Here is a 17,786-nt window from a genome sequence, read left to right on the forward strand (position 1 = left end):
TGCCCCACCGCCCTGAAGGAGATCCCCCGTGCAGCTCACCACCCTCCGGCGTCGCACCCGCGCCGCCCTGGTCGCCGCGGCCGCCGTGTCGTTGCTCGTCCTCACCGCCTGCTCCGGTGCCGGTGCCGCGGCCCCGAACGCCGCCCCGACCGACGGCACCCTGACCGTCGGCCTGCTCGGCGACATCGGTCAGCCGCCGGACCCCGACATCTACTACGCGAACAACGGCCTGGCCATCGTGCTCAACGCGTACGAGGGACTCGTGCAGTACGCGAACGACACGGAGAAGGTGCAGATCGCACCGCGGCTTGCGACCTCGTGGCAGGTCAGCGACGACAACACCGAGTACACGTTCCACCTGCGGAAGGGCGTCACCTTCCACGACGGGACCCCGTTCACCTCGGCGGCCGTGCAGACGGCGTTCGACCGCCGCATCGCCGTCAAGGGCGGCGCGGCCTACATGGTCGAGGGCGTCAAGAGCGTCGCGACGCCGGACGCGCAGACCGCGGTCGTCACCCTGAAGAGCCCGAACTCGGCCTTCCTGGACTACCTGGCGTCACCGTTCGGCCCGAAGATGGAGTCGCCGACCGCGCTCCGTGCACACGCCGGCTCCGACGACGCCCAGACCTGGCTGCAGACCCACGACGCCGGCACCGGTCCCTACGAGATCAGCGCCGCCGACCCCGGCAGCTCGTGGACGATGAAGCGGTACGACGGCTACTGGGGCACCAAGTCGCCGTTCACCACCATCAAGCTGCCGATCTACTCGGACGTGTCCGCGCTGCAGCTCGCCTTCGACCGCGGCGACGTGTCGACGATCGTCGCGGCGCTGCCGTCGTCGAGCCTGTCGAAGTACCAGGACAGCAAGCAGTTCTCGAGCGCGATGCTGCCGACGCTCCAGTCCGCGCTGGTCACGGTGAACCCGACGAAGTCGTTCTTCGCCACGAAGGAGGCCCGGATCGCGTTCCTGCAGAGCATCGACCAGAAGAAGATGGTGCAGCAGGTCCTCGGCAGCCGCTCCGAGCCGGCGACCACCCTGTACGCCAAGGGCATGCTCTCCGACGGCTCGGACAAGCAGGAGACCACGTACGAGCCCGGGGCGATGAAGGCCTACGCCAAGGGGCTGCCCGCCGGCACCACGATGACGATCGGCTACGCCAGCGGCAACACCAACGCGCAGCAGATGGCGAACATCCAGGCGGCGGCACTGCAGGGTCTCGGGATCAAGGCCACCGCGAAGTCGTACCCGACCTCGCAGGTCTTCGGGTGGATCAACGACCCGACGAGCGGACCAGACGCGTTCTTCGACGGCAACAACGGCCCGGACGGCGGCTCCCCGTACATGTGGGGGCACGTGTTCTGGGACAAGTCCGGCGGCATCAACTACTTCGGGTGCGACGTGCCCGCGGTCGACAAGACCCTGGACCAGGCGCTGCAGACCGGCGACGAGTCGCTCTACGGCAAGGCAGCGCAGCAGTACGCCGCGACCGGCTGCTACTACAACCTGTCCTACAACAAGGACTGGGTCGTCTCGCAGAAGTGGCTGACCGGCGTCGCGGCAGCGCACAACATCGGCGCCAACGAACTCGACTTCAGCAAGCTCGGACTCCAGAAGTGACACGCGGGGCACCGGGGAGCAGCCCCGGTGCCCCGTCCGGTCCCCGTGAACCCCGGTGGACCGCCGCCCGAGTCTGCGAAGGTTGACCCGATGACCACCACCGAGCCCGCACTGTCGCTGCCGCGGCAGATCCACGCGCGCCTCCGCGAAGCGATCATCCGCGGCGAGTACCCCCAGGGACACAAGCTCGCCGAGACGCGGATCGCCGAGGAGCTCGCGGTGTCCCGCGTCCCCCTGCGCGAAGCCGTCCCGATGCTCGAGGTCGAGGGGTTCGTCACCAGCACACCGCGTCGGGGGGCCGTGGTGTCGACCTGGAACTCCCGGCTCATCCACGAGCTGTTCGACCTGCGTGAGGTCCTCGAGGTCGGGGCCGCCGGGCACGCCGCCCGTGCGGTCGGTCGTGGGGTCTCGACGGACGAACTGGAGGCAGCGCTCGCCTGGTCGCAGAGCGTCGTCGAGGACGGGGACCCGTACCGCATCGCCGAGGCGAGCACCCGGTTCCACGAGGCGATCGTCGCGATGACGGGGAACAGCCTGCTGCAGGCCTCGATGCGCTCCGTGTCCGGCCGGGTCCAGTGGCTGTTCTACCTGACCAGCGCGCTCGACGTGCACGATGCCTTCCACGACCACGTCGAGCTCGCCGCCGCGATCGCCCGGGGGGACGAGCGGATGGCCGAGGCGCTGGCCTACTCGCACATCGAGCGCGACCGCACCCCGTCCTTCGCGGTGCTGCACCCGCCGGCCTGACGGACCGGGCTGCCGGCCGACGCCGTCGCGCGCGGGGCCGTCCCGCGTGGGGCCGACCCGGTTGGGGCCGACACCGAGCCGACAGCCCGTGTTCACCCCGCCGACGCCCGACGGTGTGACCATCATCGGCATGTCCATCCTGCATCCCACCGCGTCCCGCAGCCTCGTCGGTGACATCGAGAGCGAGTACGACGAGTTCGACCGCGACCCGGACCTCGAGGTCTCGAAGAACCGCGACGGATGGCTCGAGCCGTCGTGGTGACAGCGGGGTCATGACCCCCCCGCACGGGTACTCCTTCGGGGTACGTCAGCTGGATCATCGGATCCGGTGCGACGTACCCCTTTTTCGTTGTCCGGAACGCGTTGCACCCCGGGGTACACGTGTCCCCCTCGGTACCGAGCAGGAGTCACACCGTTGTGATTCCTCGCCGATCGGCAGCACAGCGCGGATCGACCACGAGAGCGGCCGGGGCGAGCTGTACCCCGCACCGATGTCCCCCGATGACGAAGCACGGAGAAGCCTGAGAATCGATCGTGGTGGTTTGTGGGGTACACCCCCGGCCCGCCAAACTCGGTCTCAGCCCACGAAGGACAACACCGTCACAGGCAGGGAGAGTCACCATGGCGATCGCAACGGCCGCACCCAGCACCACCTCGCGCCGCACCAAGAAGGCAGCGCCCAAGACCACCTCCGCCGAGGCCACCACGCTCGACGCCGTCGCCGAGGTCGAGGCCGACGAGCAGCTCGCCGGTGTCCGCGGTGCGTCCGTCGACCAGGTCGGCGACTACCTCCGTCACATCGGCCGGCTCGCCCTCCTCACGGCTGAGGAAGAGGCCGACATCGCCCGCCGCATCGAGGTCGGGCTGTTCGCCGAGGAGAAGCTCCACACCGAGACCGGCCTCGAGAAGTCGCTCGAGCGCGAACTCCGCTGGCTCGTCCGCGACGGTGAGCGTGCCAAGGAGCGCATGATCACCTCGAACCTCCGCTTGGTCGTGAGCATCGCCAAGCGCTACTCCCAGCGCGGCCTGCCGTTCATGGACGTCATCCAGGAGGGCAACCTCGGTCTGGTCCGTGCGGTCGAGAAGTTCGACTTCACCCAGGGCTACAAGTTCTCGACCTACGCCACCTGGTGGATCCGCCAGGCGATCTCGCGTGGTCTCGCGGACAAGGCACGCACGATCCGCATCCCGGTGCACACCGTCGAGCTGATCAACAAGATCTCGCGCACCGAGCGTGACCTCACCGTCGACCTCGGCCGTGCGCCGATGCCGGAGGAAGTGGCCGCCGAGCTGAGCATGAGCGTCGAGGAACTCGTCGACCTCAAGGGCCGCTCGCACGAGCCGGTCTCGATCCACACGGTCGTGGGCGACTCGGACGACAGCGAACTCGGTGACTTCATCGAGGACGAGGACGCCGCGAGCCCCAACGAGCTCACCGAGACGACGCTGCTGCACCGCGACATCCGCTCCATCGTCGCCGAGCTGCCGAGCGACGAAGCCAACGTGATCCGCATGCGCTACGGCCTGGATGACGACAAGCCGATGACGCTCGACGAGATCTCGAAGATCGTGCACACCACGCGTCAGGCCGTCAGCCGCGTCGAGTCGCGTGCGAAGCTCCGCCTGTTCGCGAAGGCCGTCTCGCAGGACATGCAGCTGTACCTGACCGAGTAGGTCACATGTGAGGGCCCGTCCGGTGTGAACCGGGCGGGCCTTCCGTCGTTCCACGGGCCTCCCGTCCGGCGGTGCGCGCGACGCGTCGGACGGGAGGCGCGGATCGCGTCAGTCCTCGGTCTCGCGGTGCAGCTTCTGCCGCAGGTCGTGCGGGATCAGCTCGATGAGCTGGTCCGGACGGAGCGGCAGGTCCAGGAGGCCGAGCTTGAGGCGGCCGGTCCGGCCGTGGCGTTCGGCGTCGAGACGGACCACGCTGCCGGCGTCCTTCCGGAGCCGGACCTCGAGCTGCGCGCCGGTGGCGACCTCGCCGACGACGAGTCCGTCGACCTCGAGGGCAGCGCTGCGGGTGCCCTCGGCGATGTCGAAGCGGTAGCGCTCCCGGGCGGCGAGGACCACGGAGCGGTCGATCCCGGCCATCGGCGCGACCGGGGTCACGACCGAGCCGGAGAGTGCGGGGGAGAGCACCGGGCCGCCGGCGGCGTAGTTGTACGCGGTGGAGCCCGCCGGGGTCGAGGCGACGATGGCGTCCGCGCGGTAGTAGCCGTAGCCGAACCCGCCGACGCTGAGGTCGGCGGAGACCTGCCCGGCACCCGGGCGCCGGACGATCGTGATGTCGTTGAAGGCCAGGTAGTCCGTGCGGGACCCGCCCCACGAGAGCCGGGCCTCCAGTGCGTGGTGCGGTTCGAGCTGGTACTCGCCGGCGGAGAGCCGTTCGAGCGCGGACTCGAGCTCGGGCGGTTCGATCTCGACCAGGAAGCCGACGTTGCCGTAGTTGACCCCCAGCACCGGCACCGGGCGGCGGGCCACGAGTCGCATGGCGCCGAGCATCGTGCCGTCGCCGCCGAGCGCCACGACCAGGTCGACGGAGTCGGTGAACTCGTCGTCGTCCACGGCGTCGATCGCGCTGCCCAGGCGTGCTGCATCGATCCGCCGGGCCACCAGACGGCCGGCACCGGACGCGTTCCAACGGTCCAGGACCTCGACGGACTCCTGCACGTTCTTCGACGGGTGGACGACGAGGCCGACGACGGGCTGCTCCATGCACCGGATCGTACCGGTGGCCCCTCGGCGTCGGCGGATGTCCCCGCCGCCCTTCCGTTCCGTACTCATATCTCGTATTCTGCATGGATGCAGACTGCCGTGCTCTCCGTCGCCGTGCCCGAACTCCGACGCGGACGGGAGATCGCCCTGCTGGCCGAGCACGAAGCCCGCGCCATCGGGTACGGCTTCGTCGACGCCGAGCACCTGCTCCTCGCCGCCGTCGCCCTGTGTGCCGGCATGCCGCGGTTCGGCACGGTGCTGGCCGACCACGGGCTGTCCGTCGACGCGGTGCGCTGTGCCGCACGCGCGATCGTCGGGCCGCCGCCGGGCGACCGTCACGAGGACCGGATCAGCTGCACGCCCGCCGTCGCCCGGATCCTCGCGCACGCCGCCCAGATCGCCGGACCCCACGAACGGGTCCGACCGCACCACGTCCTGCTCGCCGTCCTGGACGGTGTCGACGACCCGCTGCTCGGTGGTGCCCACGAGGTGCTCGAGGCGGTCGGAGCCGACCCGCGCCGCCTCCGGCGAGCCCTCCGCCGGGCCGGGCGACGGGCGTGACGATCCGCGCAGTGCGCCGGACGACCCGAGGTCACGCCCACGGCGAACAGGGGCAGCCCTGACGGGGAGCGCTGGTTAGTCTCGATGTACGTGACCGGACTCACACGAGTCCGGCTGTCGGCCCCCGTTCGTTCGGGGCCAAGGGAGAGCACATGTTCGAGAGATTCACCGACCGGGCCCGTCGTGTTGTCGTCCTCGCTCAAGAAGAAGCGAAGATGCTCAACCACAACTACATCGGTACGGAGCACATCCTCCTCGGCCTCATCCACGAGGGCGAGGGCGTCGCCGCCAAGGCGCTGGAGTCGCTCGGTATCTCCCTCGATGCCGTCCGCGAGCAGGTGCAGGACATCATCGGGCAGGGCCAGCAGCAGCCGACCGGGCACATCCCGTTCACGCCGCGCGCCAAGAAGGTCCTCGAGCTGTCCCTGCGCGAAGCGCTGCAGCTCGGCCACAACTACATCGGGACCGAGCACATCCTGCTCGGCCTCATCCGCGAGGGCGAGGGTGTCGCAGCCCAGGTCCTCGTGAAGCTCGGCGCCGACCTCAACCGGGTCCGCCAGCAGGTCATCCAGCTCCTGTCCGGCTACCAGGGCAAGGAAGCGGTCGCCGTCGGCGGCGAGCAGCAGCAGAACGCGCAGCAGGGTTCGCAGGTCCTCGACCAGTTCGGTCGGAACCTCACCCAGGCAGCGCGCGACGGCAAGCTCGACCCCGTCATCGGGCGCGAGAAGGAGATGGAGCGGGTCATGCAGATCCTCTCCCGTCGCTCCAAGAACAACCCCGTCCTGATCGGTGAGCCCGGCGTCGGCAAGACCGCCGTCGTCGAGGGCCTCGCCCAGGCGATCGTCAAGGGCGACGTGCCCGAGACGCTGAAGGACAAGCAGCTCTACTCCCTCGACCTCGGGTCGCTCATCGCCGGGTCCCGCTACCGCGGTGACTTCGAGGAGCGCCTCAAGAAGGTCACGAAGGAGATCCGCACCCGCGGCGACATCATCGTCTTCATCGACGAGATCCACACGCTCGTCGGTGCCGGCGCTGCCGAGGGTGCGATCGACGCGGCCTCGATCCTCAAGCCGCTCCTCGCCCGCGGTGAGCTCCAGACCATCGGTGCCACCACGCTCGACGAGTACCGCAAGCACTTCGAGAAGGACGCAGCCCTCGAGCGTCGCTTCCAGTCGGTGCAGGTCAACGAGCCGTCGCTGCCGCACACGATCAACATCCTCAAGGGCCTCCGCGACAAGTACGAGGCGTTCCACAAGGTGTCCATCACCGACGGGGCGATCGTCTCCGCGGCGAACCTGGCGGACCGCTACGTGCAGGACCGCTTCCTGCCCGACAAGGCCATCGACCTGATCGACGAGGCCGGCGCCCGCCTGCGTCTGTCGATCCTGTCCGCTCCGCCGGAGCTCCGCGAGTTCGACGAGAAGATCTCGACCGTTCGCGGGTCGAAGGAAGCCGCCATCGAGGAGCAGGACTTCGAGAAGGCCGCCAGCCTGCGCGACGAGGAGAAGAAGCTCCTCGGCGAGCGTCTCCGACTCGAGAAGCAGTGGCGTGCCGGTGACGTCGCCGCGTCCGGCACCGTCGACGAGGGCATCATCGCCGAGGTCCTGGCCCAGGCCACGGGCATCCCGGTGTTCAAGCTCACCGAAGAGGAGACCTCGCGTCTCGTCTTCATGGAGAAGGCGCTGCACCAGCGCGTCATCGGTCAGGAAGAGGCCATCTCGGCCCTCTCCAAGACCATCCGACGCACCCGTGCCGGCCTGAAGGACCCGAACCGTCCCTCCGGCTCGTTCATCTTCGCCGGCCCCACGGGCGTCGGGAAGACCGAGCTCGCCAAGGCCCTGGCCGAGTTCCTGTTCGACGACGAGGGCGCACTGATCTCCCTCGACATGTCGGAGTTCGGCGAGAAGCACACCGTCTCGCGCCTGTTCGGTGCCCCTCCCGGGTTCGTCGGGTTCGAAGAGGGCGGCCAGCTCACCGAGAAGGTGCGCCGCAAGCCGTTCTCCGTGGTCCTGTTCGACGAGATCGAGAAGGCCCACCCGGACATCTTCAACTCGCTGCTGCAGGTCCTCGAAGAGGGTCGTCTGACCGATGGTCAGGGCCGCGTGGTCGACTTCAAGAACACCGTCATCATCATGACCACGAACCTCGGTTCGCAGGGCATCGCGGGTGGCCCGGTGGGCTTCCAGGTCGAGGGCAACTCGGCCGTCGGCTACGACCGCATGCGCGGCAAGGTCAACGAGGAGCTGAAGAAGCACTTCAAGCCCGAGTTCCTGAACCGCGTCGACGACACGATCGTGTTCCCGCAGCTGTCGCAGCCCGAGCTGCTGCAGATCGTGGACCTGTTCGTGAAGCGTCTGGCCGACCGTCTGCTCGACCGCGACATGACCGTCGAGCTTTCGCTGCCGGCCAAGGAGCAGCTCATCAAGGTCGGGTTCGACCCGTCCCTCGGTGCTCGACCGCTGCGCCGCGCGATGCAGCACGAGGTCGAAGACCAGCTGTCCGAGCACATCCTGCAGGGTGAGCTCACCGCGGGCGACCACGTGAAGGTCGACTTCGTGGACGGTGCGTTCACCTTCGAGACCGGGCGTCAGCCGGGCCGCGAAGAGGTCCTCACCGGCGCTCCCTCGCTCGAGAAGGCGCCCGAGGCGCCCACCGGCGAGATCGAGGGCTAGTCAGCCAGCCACACCACAGACGGGAGGCCCGGTACCAGCTGGTACCGGGCCTCCCGTCTGTGTGCTCAGGCGGATCAGGCCTGGACGTCACCGCGCCAACCGTCGGCCGTGGGGGCCGCCTCGACGCGCTCCTTGTAGTTCTGCAGGTCCTTCTTGACCGCGTGACCGCCGACGCCCACCGCGGAACCGAGCTTCTCGAGGAAGCCGGAGGGCTCCCAGTCGATCTGCACGGTGACACGGGTCTCCGCGTCAGCGAGCTTGTGGAACGTGACCACGCCGGCGTGCTCGGTGTCGCCGTCCTTGACGGTCCACGCGACACGCTCGTCCGGGTGCTGCTCGGTGATGAGGGCACGGAACGAACGCTCCTGGCCGGCGACCTTCACGGTCCAGTCGGTCGTGGTGTCGTCGACCTGGACGATCTTCTCGACCTCGTCGAGGAACGTGGGGAACTCCTCGAAGCGAGTCCACTGGTCGTAGGCGGCGCGGACGGGGACGCTGACGTCGACGGTCTCGATGATCTGGGGCATGGTTGCTCCTCCTGCTCGTCGTGCTGGTGTGTCTCGGACGGTAGGCCGGTGCGCCTGTGCAGTGTCCTGGCTGATGTCCCCCGTGACGCCGTGTGACGGTGGCGACGTAGGCTGGGTCGGATGACTGAGCACGGACGGCACGCCTTCTCGGAACGGGACGACCACGGGATCCTGGTGCGCCCGGCGCTGGCGTCCGATGTGCCGCACATCCAGCGGCTCATCGCCCCGTACGTCGACCGGCGGATCTTGCTCGGCAAGGAGAACGTCGTCCTGTACGGGTCGATCCAGCAGTTCCGGATCGCCGAAGGACCGGACGGGACGCCGATCGGCTGTGGCGCCCTCGCCGTGTTCTGGGACGACATCGCCGAGGTCCGGACCCTGGCACTCGACCAGGACTGGATCCACAAGCGCGTCGGGCACCGGATGCTCGAAGCCCTCGAGCACGACGCCCGCGAACTCGGCGTCGCCCGGATCTTCTGCCTGACGTTCGAGGTCGACTTCTTCGCCAAGCACGGGTACCTCGAGATCGGGGAGACCGTCGTCCCGCCCGAGGTGTACGCCGAACTTGTGCGGTCGTCGGACGAAGGGGTCGCGGAGTTCCTCGACCTCGCCCGGGTCAAGCCGAACACCCTCGGCAACACCCGCATGCTGAAGATCCTCTGACGGGTTGCCCGGCCGCCCGGCGAGGGACCTCGGCCGGTCCCGCGCGGGTGTCTACCCTGTGCGCATGTCGTCGTTCCGCCATCCCGTCGGCCCCGAGCGTCCGAGGACCTACTGGCGCCGCCGAGCCCTGGTGCTCGGGGTGGTCCTGCTCGTCGTGGTCGTCGTCGTGCTCATCGTCGTCGGACGGGGCAACGGCGCCCCTGCGGCCGGTCCGACTCCCGGTGGTGGGGCGTCGTCGGCAGCTGCCGATGCCGGTGCTGGTTCGGGGTCTGCGAGCTCCGGCGCGTCGGGGTCTGCCTCGGGCGCGCCGTCGAGCTCACCCACACCGTCGGCCGCCGCACGCAAGGACGGCGCGGCCTGCGCCGCGGACCAGATCGCACTGACCCCGGTCCTCGACAAGCGCGTCTACGCCGCCGGCGAGGACCCGAAGATCGCGATGTCGATCAAGAACACCGGATCGAACTCCTGCCACATGGACCTCGGGTCCGCCCAGCAGGTGCTGACCATCACGTCCGGCAAGGAGCAGTACTGGTCGTCGAAGGACTGCCAGACCGGCGGCACCGACCAGGACGTCACGCTGAAGGCCGGGCAGCAGCTCACCACGCCCGCCATCGCCTGGGACCGCACCCGGTCCTCCGCGACGACGTGCGACGCCGCACGCGCCTCGGTGACGGCTGGGGGCGCGAGCTACCACCTGCAGGTCGCGGTGGGGGAGATCACGTCGGCGGAGTCGGTACAGTTCGTCCTGAGCTGAGGGACGGCGGTGCTGCCGTCGGGATAAAATCGACGCAAGTGGATTGGGAAAGCCCGATCGGCGTCCGACCCCTGGCTTCGTCCGGGGGTCTTCGCTTTCGGCGACCGTTACGACCCGTGGTGCTGCGCCTCAGGGGTGGACCTTGAGCCACCAGCCATCCGCTGCTGCAAGAACGACGAAGCGCCGGGGCCGAGGATTGCTCCTCAGACCCGGCGCTCGCGAAGACCGGTGTTAGCCGATGACGGTGATGTTCTCCGCCTGCGGGCCCTTGCGGCCCTCGGTGATCTCGAATTCGACCTTCTGGTTCTCCTCGAGCGACTTGTAGCCGTTGCCACCGATCGCGGAGAAGTGGGCGAAGACGTCAGCGCTGCCGTCGTCCGGCGCAATGAAGCCGAAGCCCTTTTCGTTGTTGAACCACTTGACAGTCCCAGTTGCCATTTCGGCGTTCCTTACTTTCTTACGTGCGCGGCGAGAGAATTCCACCACCGCGGGTTTCGACGGCATGGCCATCGAGCTTTGTGCGGCACCCGGCATCGAGCGGGGCGACGGAGATCAGAGGTTCAGTGCAATCGGAAGTGCACTCACCATCGGGCAGGTGAACGGGTCGCAGGCTACGAGATCGACCCGGCTGTGAAACCAGGCGACGATCCCGTCGGTGCGGAAGATTGGAGTCTTCGTGTACGGGACCCCGTGTTGTTCGCAATGCTCACACACGAGGGCCTTCGCACAACGCAGGATTGGCCACGCCATGCTCGGGAACAGGTGGAGATCTGCCTGGTGGTCGAGACCGCCCAGCAGGTGGTCCACCCACACGCCACCAGCGATGCTACGCGAAGATCGGCCCTGACGCGAGGGCGAATCCGTCTCGACCCCCTCGATGACGCTCGGAATCCCCGCTTCGGCGGGTGCGGATGGGCCTCCGGACGGGCCGGGCGCGGCCGCCGTCCGGCCCGGGCGGAAGGCAGAACCGCGGCCCCAGAGGCATGGCGGCGACGGTGGAGCAGCCCGCGGAGGCCCTCGGCACCGACCGGATCGCACACGCGGTCACCCCTGGTGACGTTGTCTGGGACATCGCTCAGAGGTGCGCCCGCTGAGTGCGTCTACAGGACGACATGCGACTCCGGCACGGCGACCGCGGCGTAGCGTCACGGACATCGACGGAAGGCTGGGCCATGAAGTACCTCATCTACGGGGTCGCCTCGGTCATGACGAGCGACGAAGCGGCCTACGCCGTGCTCGACTACGCAACGGCACTGGCACAGTCCGGACTCGCTGACCGCGTGGACGTCCCCTCGGTCGACGACTACGGCATGGCCGCGACGTCGAGCTTCATCCTCGCCCCGGCGATCGGCGTCCTGGTGCAGTCCGCTCCGGACGACGAGCTCGGTCCGGAGACCACCCAGTTCGCCGCCGACCTCCGCATCCGCACCCACGCCGTCCAGGCCGGCCGGGTCCACTGACCGGCACCGTGCCTCCCGTCTCGTCACCTGACCGGAGCCGCACGCACGCGCGTGCTGCTTGACTAGGGGCGATGGCAGACAAGGAACAGCGCTTCCGGAGCGAGCAGCTCGAGGAAGCCCTCGCGAAGCAGGACGTCGCTGCAGTGGCCTACGCGCTGCGCAACGACATCGTGATCGTCCCGCGGCTCGTCACCGGGAAGAAGGACATGCAGGTCCGGGTGTTCGGCCGTGAGGGCTCGGACAAGCGCATCCTGCTGCTGTTCTCGTCGGCGGACGCGTACACGGCGATGGTGCCGGGCGAGAAGCTCCGGCAGGTGATGGTCTACGACGCCGCGCGGCTGGAGGAGTTCCTGTCCGCGCACCTGGACTCGCTCGAGGGTGTGTTCTTCGACATCGCCGGGCCGCACACCATGCAGTCGGAGCCGGCGGACCTGCTGGCTGCGCTGCGCGCCTGACCGGCACGGACGGTCTGGCGGGCACTGACCGGCGTTGGCGGACACTGACCGGCGCTGACCGGCGCTGACCGGCCTGGAGGCTGTGTCCGGTTCTCCGGGTGTCGGTGCCTCCGTCAGAAGGCGGCGTCGAGCTCGCGCTCTCGTGGTGACCTCGTCATCGAGAACGCGACCCGCAGCGCTTCACGCAGGTGCTCGGCGTCGGCGCCGAGGACAGTCGTGAACCCCAGACGTCCGGCTTCGTTGGCCCGCTGCTTCGCCCCGGTCGCCGCACGGATCTCGCCCGCCAGACTGATCTCCCCGATCGCGGCGAGGGTGTGCGGGTACGGCCGGTCTCGTGCGGCACTGGCGAGGGCGAGCACGATCGCCAGGTCGGCGCCCGGTTCGGTGAGCTTCATGCCGCCGACCGTCGACACGTAGACGTCGGCGTCGGACAGCTTGATGCCGGCACGGCGTTCCAGCACCGCGAGGAGCATCGCCACCCGCGACGCGTCGACCCCGTTGACGACCCGGCGCGGCTGCGGTGCCGAGCTCGGGACGACGAGAGCCTGGATCTCCACCGGTAGGGCTCGGCGGCCCTCCATCGCCACGGTGATGCAGGTGCCCGACACCGGCGCCCCGTTGCGGGACATGAACAGGCCGCTGGGGTCGGGGACCTCGTGGATGCCGTCGCCGGCCATGTCGAAGCAGCCGACTTCATCGGTGGGACCGAACCGGTTCTTCAGGGCGCGGACGAAGCGGAGGGCGGTCTGCCGGTCGCCCTCGAAGTGACAGACGACATCGACCAGGTGCTCGAGCAGGCGTGGGCCGGCGATGGTGCCGTCCTTCGTGACGTGTCCGACGATGAGGACCGGCAGTGCCGCCTGCTTGGCGACCCGGATCAGCGTCGAGGCGACCTCGCGCACCTGTGACGTACCGCCCGCGATGCCGTCGACCGAGGCGGAGGAGATGGTCTGCACCGAGTCGGCGATGAGCAGGTCCGGCTGCACCTGCTCGATCTGGCCGAGGATGACGCCGAGGTCGACCTCGCTCGCCAGGTACAGGTCGTCGTGCATGGCCCCGGTGCGCTCGGCGCGGAGCCGGACCTGGTCGACCGACTCTTCGGCGCTGACGTAGAGGACCCGCTTGCCCATCGCGGCTGCCCGCGAGGCCACCTCGAGCAACAGGGTGGACTTGCCGACCCCGGGCTCACCGCTCAGCAGCACGGCCGCGCCGGGGACGATGCCGCCGCCGAGGACACGGTCGAACTCACCGATTCCGGTCTGCCAGCGCTGGAAGGAGCCGCTGCGGGCTTCGGTGATCGGACGGGCGATGCGGTTGCCGGTGACGGCGATCGATGCGGTGCCACGGGTGCTCGCCGTCGCAGCGGAGGCGTCCTCCACCGTTCCCCAGGACTGGCACTCACCGCAGCGGCCGACCCACTTGATGCTGGTCCAACCGCACTCGGAGCAGCGGTAGGACGACTGGGGGCGGGCCATGGGACGAGGTTAGGCCGCTCCGCCGACATCGGTCGGCTCGCCGTCGTCGGTCCGACCGGGCAGCGGGAGCGACCCGGTGACGCGCTGGCGCAGGCGGTCGAGCGAGCTCGGGCGGTTCGCGGTGTCGATCGTCTCGGCACCCTCGGTGTCCTGCTCTGCCCGGGCGTGGGCGACGTCACCGGCCTGGCGTCCGAGGTCCTCGGCTTCCCGCGCAGAGAGGTAGCGCCGGATCGCGGCGACGGTGTCCACGCGGTTGTCGACCGCCGGCTCGAACGCGCTCGCCCAGATCTCGTACCCGCGGTCGTTCGGGTGGAAGAGGTCGCCGTACGTGTTGAAGAAGGTCCGCCGGATCCCGACGCGCTTCGTGATCTCGTGCAGCGGAGCCACGGTCAGCCCGAGTTCGGCGGCGACCCGGTGCACGATCTCGTTCGCGACGGCGACCTTGCGCTCGCGGTCGGGCACGAACATGCACGGCAGCTCGGCGACCACCGCGTGGGAGGGCACCGCGCCGTAGATCGCCCGGATGTTCCGCTCGAACTTGTCCGGGTGGAAGTCGGCGATGTCGTTCGCCCCGATCGACACCGTGCAGATGTCCGGCGTGAAGTGCTGCAGCTTCGGCAGCTGGTCCTTCTTCGCACCCCACGTCGTCGATCCGGAGACGCTGAGGTTCACGACCCGCACGGTCATCCGGGAGCGGTGTCGAATCCGACGCGCGAGCAGCCCCACGTACCCTCGCCCTGGAGCCGTCGCGCCGACACCCTGCGCGGCCGAGTCGCCGATCGCCACGTACGTGAGCTGGCCCTCGTGGTGCAGCCGCTCGCGCCACCAGTCGGCGTGCACCGGGAGCATGTCGACCACCCGTTGCGACGCGGCCCGCTGACCCCGGATCCCTGCCCGCGCGCCGAAGCCCGCTGCTCCGCTGACGACGGCGGCGCCGGCGAGGGAGGACAGCAGGGCGACGAGGGTGCGCGTTCTCATGCCGGAGACGGTACGCGCGGACCCTCGGATCGAGGTCACCCGCGTGGCGTTCTGTGGACGGAGCGCCGGACGTCCGCACCTGTGGAGGGGGAGGTGTGCTGGGTGTCGCCGGGGGCCTCCCGGATCGTGTAAACTCTTTCCCGGTACCGTGTCCGAGCGGCCGAAGGATCATGTCTCGAAAACATGTGTGGGGGCAACTCCACCGTGGGTTCAAATCCCACCGGTACCGCCAGGACGAAGAGCCCCGGATCCCTGCAAACGCAGGGATTCGGGGCTCTTCCGCTTCCTGGGGCAAGTCTCGGCTGAGAGACCCGCAGTAGGGCGTACGGCAGCGGTTCACGTCCGTGCCACCTCCGGTTCACGAGCCTCCGCAACCCTTCCTCTCTGTGTCACCGGTCCGTGTGACCACGCTCCGAGCGGAGAGGTACCCATGCGCCCGTTCCTGATCGCTGTCCCGAGACGTCGAGCCCGCACGGTGCTGGGCGTCCTGGCCGTGGCCTGCGCCGTGTCCTTGATCGCTCCCGCGGGAGCGTCGGCGGCGCCGTCGCGGACCGCGCCGCGGCCCGGCGCCTACGGGTACTTCGTCGACACCTACAAGACGAACACCCCGGCTGCCACCACACCGGAGGGGAATGCCGCGATCGGCGTGCTGTCGCAGTTCGGCAAACTGTGGCGCCCTGGATCGTCGTGGGACAACGGGGTCGCCGTCGATGCCGCAGCCCAGCGGATCCTGGACTCGAACATCGCGCAGGCAGCGAAGACCACGCGGACCCGCACGGAGGCGCAGGGGCACGAGGCGTACCTGATCGACCGACGGAACCAGAGCTACTCGGCCATCGCGGGTTTCGGTGACCTGTCCGACAGGGTGAAGGCCGCGACGAACGCCGGCACCACGATCCCCGATGAGATCCCGGCGGACGCCACGACGAAGCAGTACGTCGACCAGGGCAACGCGAACGGCGCGTGGGCGGACACCGATTCGGACCTCGGCGACGTCGTGCAGCTGGTGAACACGCTGCGCGGCGACTACTCCTCGGCGAGCAACGCGAAGAAGTACTACCAGTACGCGCGGCCGTACCGGCAGAGCGGCGATGTGCAGGTCCTCCCGCAGCTCGTCCCGGAAGAGTCGCCGACCCCGGCGACCGACGGCGGATTCCCCAGCGGGCACACCAACGCCGGCTACCTGTCGTCCCTGGCCTTCGCGTACGCGTACCCGCAGAAGTACGCCGAGCTCCTCACCGAGGGCTCGGAGATCGGCAACAGCCGGATCGTCGCGGGGATGCACTCGCCCCTCGACGTCATGGGAGGGCGGGTCCTCGCGACCGCGCTGGCGGCAGCGGTCCTGAACGACCCGGCCAACACGCAGCTCGAGCAGCAGGCCCACCAGCAGGCCGAGAAGGTGCTCGCCGCCGCCTCGACCGCGGTCGATCACGCCGACTACGCGGCGGACAAGGCGGAGTACCGCAAGCGGTTGACGTACGGGTTCACGCGGTCCGGCGGGAAGACCGTCCCCGCCACGGTGCCGAAGGGCGCCGAGGCGCTCCTCCGTACCCGCCTGCCGTACCTCAGCGACGACCAGATCCGAGAGGTGCTCCGGACGACCGCGCTGCCGTCGGGCTACCCGCTCCTGGACGACGCGGAAGGGTGGGGGCGACTCGACCTCTTCTCGGCAGCTTCCGGCTACGGAGCGTTCGACGGCCCGGTGACGGTCTCGATGGATGCCGCTGACAAGGGCCTGGACGCCGCCGACACCTGGCGCAACGACATCGGCGGCACCGGGTCGCTGACCAAGCGCGGCGCCGGCGTCCTCGCGCTCGCCGGCACGAACCGCTTCACCGGTGGCACCACCGTGCGCGACGGAACGCTGACGGCTGACTCCGCTGCCGCCCTCGGCAAGGGATCGGTGACGACCGTCTCCGGCACACTCGCCGACGCGAGCACGAGGACGGTCCGCATCGGCGGCGACCTGACGCAGCGCTCGCATGCCACGTTGTCGCTGAGCGTCGACGGGCGGCAACCAGCCCTGCGCGTCGCCGGCACCGCGTCGTTCGGCGGGACGCTGCAGGTGCACGTCACCGAGGGCACGGCGCTGGCGAACGACGTCGTCCTGATCAAGGCCGACCGCATCGCCAAGGGGACGGACTTCCGCACCGTCCGTGTCGACGGCCTGCCCGCCGGGTACAAGCCCGTGCTCCAGCGCCACGGCAACGAACTGCACCTGGTCAACGCCGACGCGACGGGACGTGGGCACCACCGGGGCCACGGCGCCTGAGGCACGAGCGGTCGGTCACGTGCTGCTCGCCGAACCGCGTTCCGCTTGCCGAGACACCAGCACGGACGTGAACGGGTCCGCCCACCCGTCCTGACGCCGCACCCGTGCCCGGATGCAGCGGCAGTAGCCGCTCACGCAGCGGGCAGCGAACCAGCCCCCGTCGCCAACCCCACGACGAGCCCGTGCACGACCCGGGCAGCACGAGCGGCCGCGTCGTCGAGGTGCTGCCGGAACTCGTCCCCGTCCGGCGCGCACAGGTCGCTGATGCCCCGGACCGACACGAACGGCATCGCGTGCACGTGCGCGAACTGGGCGATCGCCGCCGACTCCATGTCGACCGCCGCGACGGTCGGGAAGGCCTGACGGAAGTCGCGGGCGCGTCCCTCGGTCACGAAGACCTCGCTCGAGCCGATCGGCTCGAGCCGGATCACGTCGAGGGTCGGGACCGCCTGCGCACGGCGGACCAGGTCGACGTCACCGGTGAACCCGGCGGGCATGCCCGGCACCTGGCCGAGCGCGTAGCCGAAGGCGGTGGCGTCGGCGTTGAGGTTGACGTACCAGTCGCCGATGACGACGTCGCCGAGCTGGATGTGCCGGGCGAGTCCGCCCGCGGTCCCGACGCTGATGACGGGGATGCCGGAGCCGAAGTCGTGGAAGGCGTGGGCGACGGCAGCGGTGGCGTTCGTGAAGCCGATGCCGCTGCGGCGGACGGCGACCGTGGAGCCACCGACGTCGAGCAGATGGTGCTCGTCGTGACCGCCGGTCGGCCCGTCGAGGACCGGCTCGCCACCGAGCAGGTCGGTGAACGCCGCGACCTCTTCGCTCATGGCGGCGATGACGACGGCTACGGGTCGTCGGGGGGCATCCACCGGACGATCTTCGCACAGTG

The 17,786-nt window shown here is 69.5% G+C and carries 17 protein-coding genes and 1 tRNA gene; 12 read left to right on the plus strand and 6 right to left on the minus strand.

All coding sequences use genetic code 11. The features are described from left to right. Positions 1-28: 28 nt before the first annotated feature. The 4 genes from QL987_RS03120 (at position 29) to QL987_RS03135 (ending at position 4,039) form a co-directional block, all read left to right on the plus strand. Positions 29-1,618: an ABC transporter substrate-binding protein gene (locus QL987_RS03120; protein ID WP_290156221.1), complete on the plus strand. Its 1,590-nt coding sequence runs from the start codon at positions 29-31 to the stop codon at positions 1,616-1,618. Positions 1,619-1,708: 90 nt separating this feature from the next. Continuing rightward, the gene (locus QL987_RS03125) at positions 1,709-2,365 is read left to right on the plus strand and encodes a GntR family transcriptional regulator (protein WP_290156222.1); all 657 of its coding nucleotides are present in this window, start codon (positions 1,709-1,711) and stop codon (positions 2,363-2,365) included. Positions 2,366-2,495: 130 nt separating this feature from the next. Further along, positions 2,496-2,627 carry a hypothetical protein gene (locus QL987_RS03130; protein ID WP_258366217.1) on the plus strand — a complete coding sequence of 44 codons (132 nt, stop codon included), beginning with the start codon at positions 2,496-2,498 and terminating at the stop codon, positions 2,625-2,627. A 359-nt stretch (positions 2,628-2,986) separates the two neighbouring features. Continuing rightward, a complete protein-coding gene (locus QL987_RS03135) occupies positions 2,987-4,039 on the plus strand; it encodes a sigma-70 family RNA polymerase sigma factor (RefSeq protein WP_221849021.1) in 1,053 nt (350 codons plus the stop codon). A gap of 108 nt (positions 4,040-4,147) precedes the next feature. Here the strand turns inward: QL987_RS03135 and QL987_RS03140 are convergent, their stop codons facing one another. Further along, positions 4,148-5,080, minus strand: a complete 933-nt coding sequence (locus QL987_RS03140) for an NAD(+)/NADH kinase (protein ID WP_290156225.1) — start codon at positions 5,078-5,080, stop codon at positions 4,148-4,150. Between the two features lie 87 nt (positions 5,081-5,167). Between QL987_RS03140 and QL987_RS03145 the strand changes: the two genes are divergently transcribed. Then, a complete protein-coding gene (locus tag QL987_RS03145; protein ID WP_290156227.1) occupies positions 5,168-5,641 on the plus strand; it encodes a Clp protease N-terminal domain-containing protein in 474 nt (157 codons plus the stop codon). Between the two features lie 152 nt (positions 5,642-5,793). Continuing rightward, complete coding sequence (locus QL987_RS03150) at positions 5,794-8,313, plus strand: ATP-dependent Clp protease ATP-binding subunit (protein WP_111075227.1); 2,520 nt, start codon at positions 5,794-5,796, stop codon at positions 8,311-8,313. 74 nt (positions 8,314-8,387) lie between these two features. Here QL987_RS03150 and QL987_RS03155 read toward each other — a convergent pair whose 3' ends face one another. Next, positions 8,388-8,840, minus strand: a complete 453-nt coding sequence (locus QL987_RS03155) for an SRPBCC family protein (RefSeq protein ID WP_111075225.1) — start codon at positions 8,838-8,840, stop codon at positions 8,388-8,390. 120 nt (positions 8,841-8,960) lie between these two features. On the opposite strand from QL987_RS03155, the gene QL987_RS03160 reads away from it, so the two are divergent. Beyond that, on the plus strand, positions 8,961-9,503 hold the full coding sequence (locus QL987_RS03160) for an amino-acid N-acetyltransferase (protein ID WP_181439282.1): 543 nt from the start codon (positions 8,961-8,963) through the stop codon (positions 9,501-9,503). Between the two features lie 64 nt (positions 9,504-9,567). Continuing rightward, on the plus strand, positions 9,568-10,257 hold the full coding sequence (locus QL987_RS03165; protein WP_290156228.1) for a hypothetical protein: 690 nt from the start codon (positions 9,568-9,570) through the stop codon (positions 10,255-10,257). Positions 10,258-10,488: 231 nt separating this feature from the next. Here the strand turns inward: QL987_RS03165 and QL987_RS03170 are convergent, their stop codons facing one another. Further along, positions 10,489-10,695, minus strand: a complete 207-nt coding sequence (locus QL987_RS03170; protein ID WP_065963953.1) for a cold-shock protein — start codon at positions 10,693-10,695, stop codon at positions 10,489-10,491. A 734-nt stretch (positions 10,696-11,429) separates the two neighbouring features. On the opposite strand from QL987_RS03170, the gene QL987_RS03175 reads away from it, so the two are divergent. Together QL987_RS03175 and QL987_RS03180 are read left to right on the plus strand one after the other, a co-directional pair. Continuing rightward, positions 11,430-11,717, plus strand: coding sequence for a hypothetical protein (locus QL987_RS03175; protein WP_111045024.1), 288 nt, complete (start codon positions 11,430-11,432; stop codon positions 11,715-11,717). A gap of 71 nt (positions 11,718-11,788) precedes the next feature. Further along, the gene (locus QL987_RS03180; protein ID WP_253466217.1) at positions 11,789-12,172 is read left to right on the plus strand and encodes an SseB family protein; all 384 of its coding nucleotides are present in this window, start codon (positions 11,789-11,791) and stop codon (positions 12,170-12,172) included. Between the two features lie 113 nt (positions 12,173-12,285). Here QL987_RS03180 and radA read toward each other — a convergent pair whose 3' ends face one another. Together radA and QL987_RS03190 are read right to left on the minus strand one after the other, a co-directional pair. Continuing rightward, positions 12,286-13,647 carry a DNA repair protein RadA gene (gene radA, locus QL987_RS03185; RefSeq protein ID WP_204610204.1) on the minus strand — a complete coding sequence of 454 codons (1,362 nt, stop codon included), beginning with the start codon at positions 13,645-13,647 and terminating at the stop codon, positions 12,286-12,288. 9 nt (positions 13,648-13,656) lie between these two features. Further along, complete coding sequence (locus QL987_RS03190; protein WP_290156229.1) at positions 13,657-14,625, minus strand: GDSL-type esterase/lipase family protein; 969 nt, start codon at positions 14,623-14,625, stop codon at positions 13,657-13,659. A 142-nt stretch (positions 14,626-14,767) separates the two neighbouring features. Between QL987_RS03190 and QL987_RS03195 the strand changes: the two genes are divergently transcribed. Together QL987_RS03195 and QL987_RS03200 are read left to right on the plus strand one after the other, a co-directional pair. Beyond that, positions 14,768-14,857: transfer RNA gene (locus QL987_RS03195), tRNA-Ser, on the plus strand. Positions 14,858-15,055: 198 nt separating this feature from the next. After that, a complete protein-coding gene (locus QL987_RS03200; protein WP_290156230.1) occupies positions 15,056-16,897 on the plus strand; it encodes a phosphatase PAP2 family protein in 1,842 nt (613 codons plus the stop codon). A gap of 131 nt (positions 16,898-17,028) precedes the next feature. On the opposite strand, the gene mtnN is transcribed toward QL987_RS03200, so the two are convergent. Continuing rightward, positions 17,029-17,766, minus strand: a complete 738-nt coding sequence (gene mtnN, locus QL987_RS03205) for a 5'-methylthioadenosine/S-adenosylhomocysteine nucleosidase (protein ID WP_290156231.1) — start codon at positions 17,764-17,766, stop codon at positions 17,029-17,031. Positions 17,767-17,786 lie beyond the last annotated feature (20 nt).

Source organism: Curtobacterium sp. APC 4022 (genome assembly GCF_030407555.1).
Lineage (GTDB): Bacteria > Actinomycetota > Actinomycetes > Actinomycetales > Microbacteriaceae > Curtobacterium.

Bases quoted from the DNA above. Each gene is read 5' to 3' on its own strand.
- QL987_RS03155 (WP_111075225.1), bottom strand. From the start codon at position 8,840: ATGCCCCAGATCATCGAGACCGTCGACGTCAGCGTCCCCGTCCGCGCC.
- QL987_RS03145 (WP_290156227.1), top strand. From the start codon at position 5,168: ATGCAGACTGCCGTGCTCTCCGTCGCCGTGCCCGAACTCCGACGCGGA.
- QL987_RS03180 (WP_253466217.1), top strand. From the start codon at position 11,789: ATGGCAGACAAGGAACAGCGCTTCCGGAGCGAGCAGCTCGAGGAAGCC.
- QL987_RS03190 (WP_290156229.1), bottom strand. From the start codon at position 14,625: ATGAGAACGCGCACCCTCGTCGCCCTGCTGTCCTCCCTCGCCGGCGCC.
- QL987_RS03140 (WP_290156225.1), bottom strand. From the start codon at position 5,080: ATGGAGCAGCCCGTCGTCGGCCTCGTCGTCCACCCGTCGAAGAACGTG.
- QL987_RS03150 (WP_111075227.1), top strand. From the start codon at position 5,794: ATGTTCGAGAGATTCACCGACCGGGCCCGTCGTGTTGTCGTCCTCGCT.
- QL987_RS03165 (WP_290156228.1), top strand. From the start codon at position 9,568: ATGTCGTCGTTCCGCCATCCCGTCGGCCCCGAGCGTCCGAGGACCTAC.
- QL987_RS03160 (WP_181439282.1), top strand. From the start codon at position 8,961: ATGACTGAGCACGGACGGCACGCCTTCTCGGAACGGGACGACCACGGG.
- QL987_RS03170 (WP_065963953.1), bottom strand. From the start codon at position 10,695: ATGGCAACTGGGACTGTCAAGTGGTTCAACAACGAAAAGGGCTTCGGC.
- radA (WP_204610204.1), bottom strand. From the start codon at position 13,647: ATGGCCCGCCCCCAGTCGTCCTACCGCTGCTCCGAGTGCGGTTGGACC.
- QL987_RS03125 (WP_290156222.1), top strand. From the start codon at position 1,709: ATGACCACCACCGAGCCCGCACTGTCGCTGCCGCGGCAGATCCACGCG.
- QL987_RS03175 (WP_111045024.1), top strand. From the start codon at position 11,430: ATGAAGTACCTCATCTACGGGGTCGCCTCGGTCATGACGAGCGACGAA.
- QL987_RS03200 (WP_290156230.1), top strand. From the start codon at position 15,056: ATGCGCCCGTTCCTGATCGCTGTCCCGAGACGTCGAGCCCGCACGGTG.
- QL987_RS03130 (WP_258366217.1), top strand. From the start codon at position 2,496: ATGTCCATCCTGCATCCCACCGCGTCCCGCAGCCTCGTCGGTGACATC.
- QL987_RS03135 (WP_221849021.1), top strand. From the start codon at position 2,987: ATGGCGATCGCAACGGCCGCACCCAGCACCACCTCGCGCCGCACCAAG.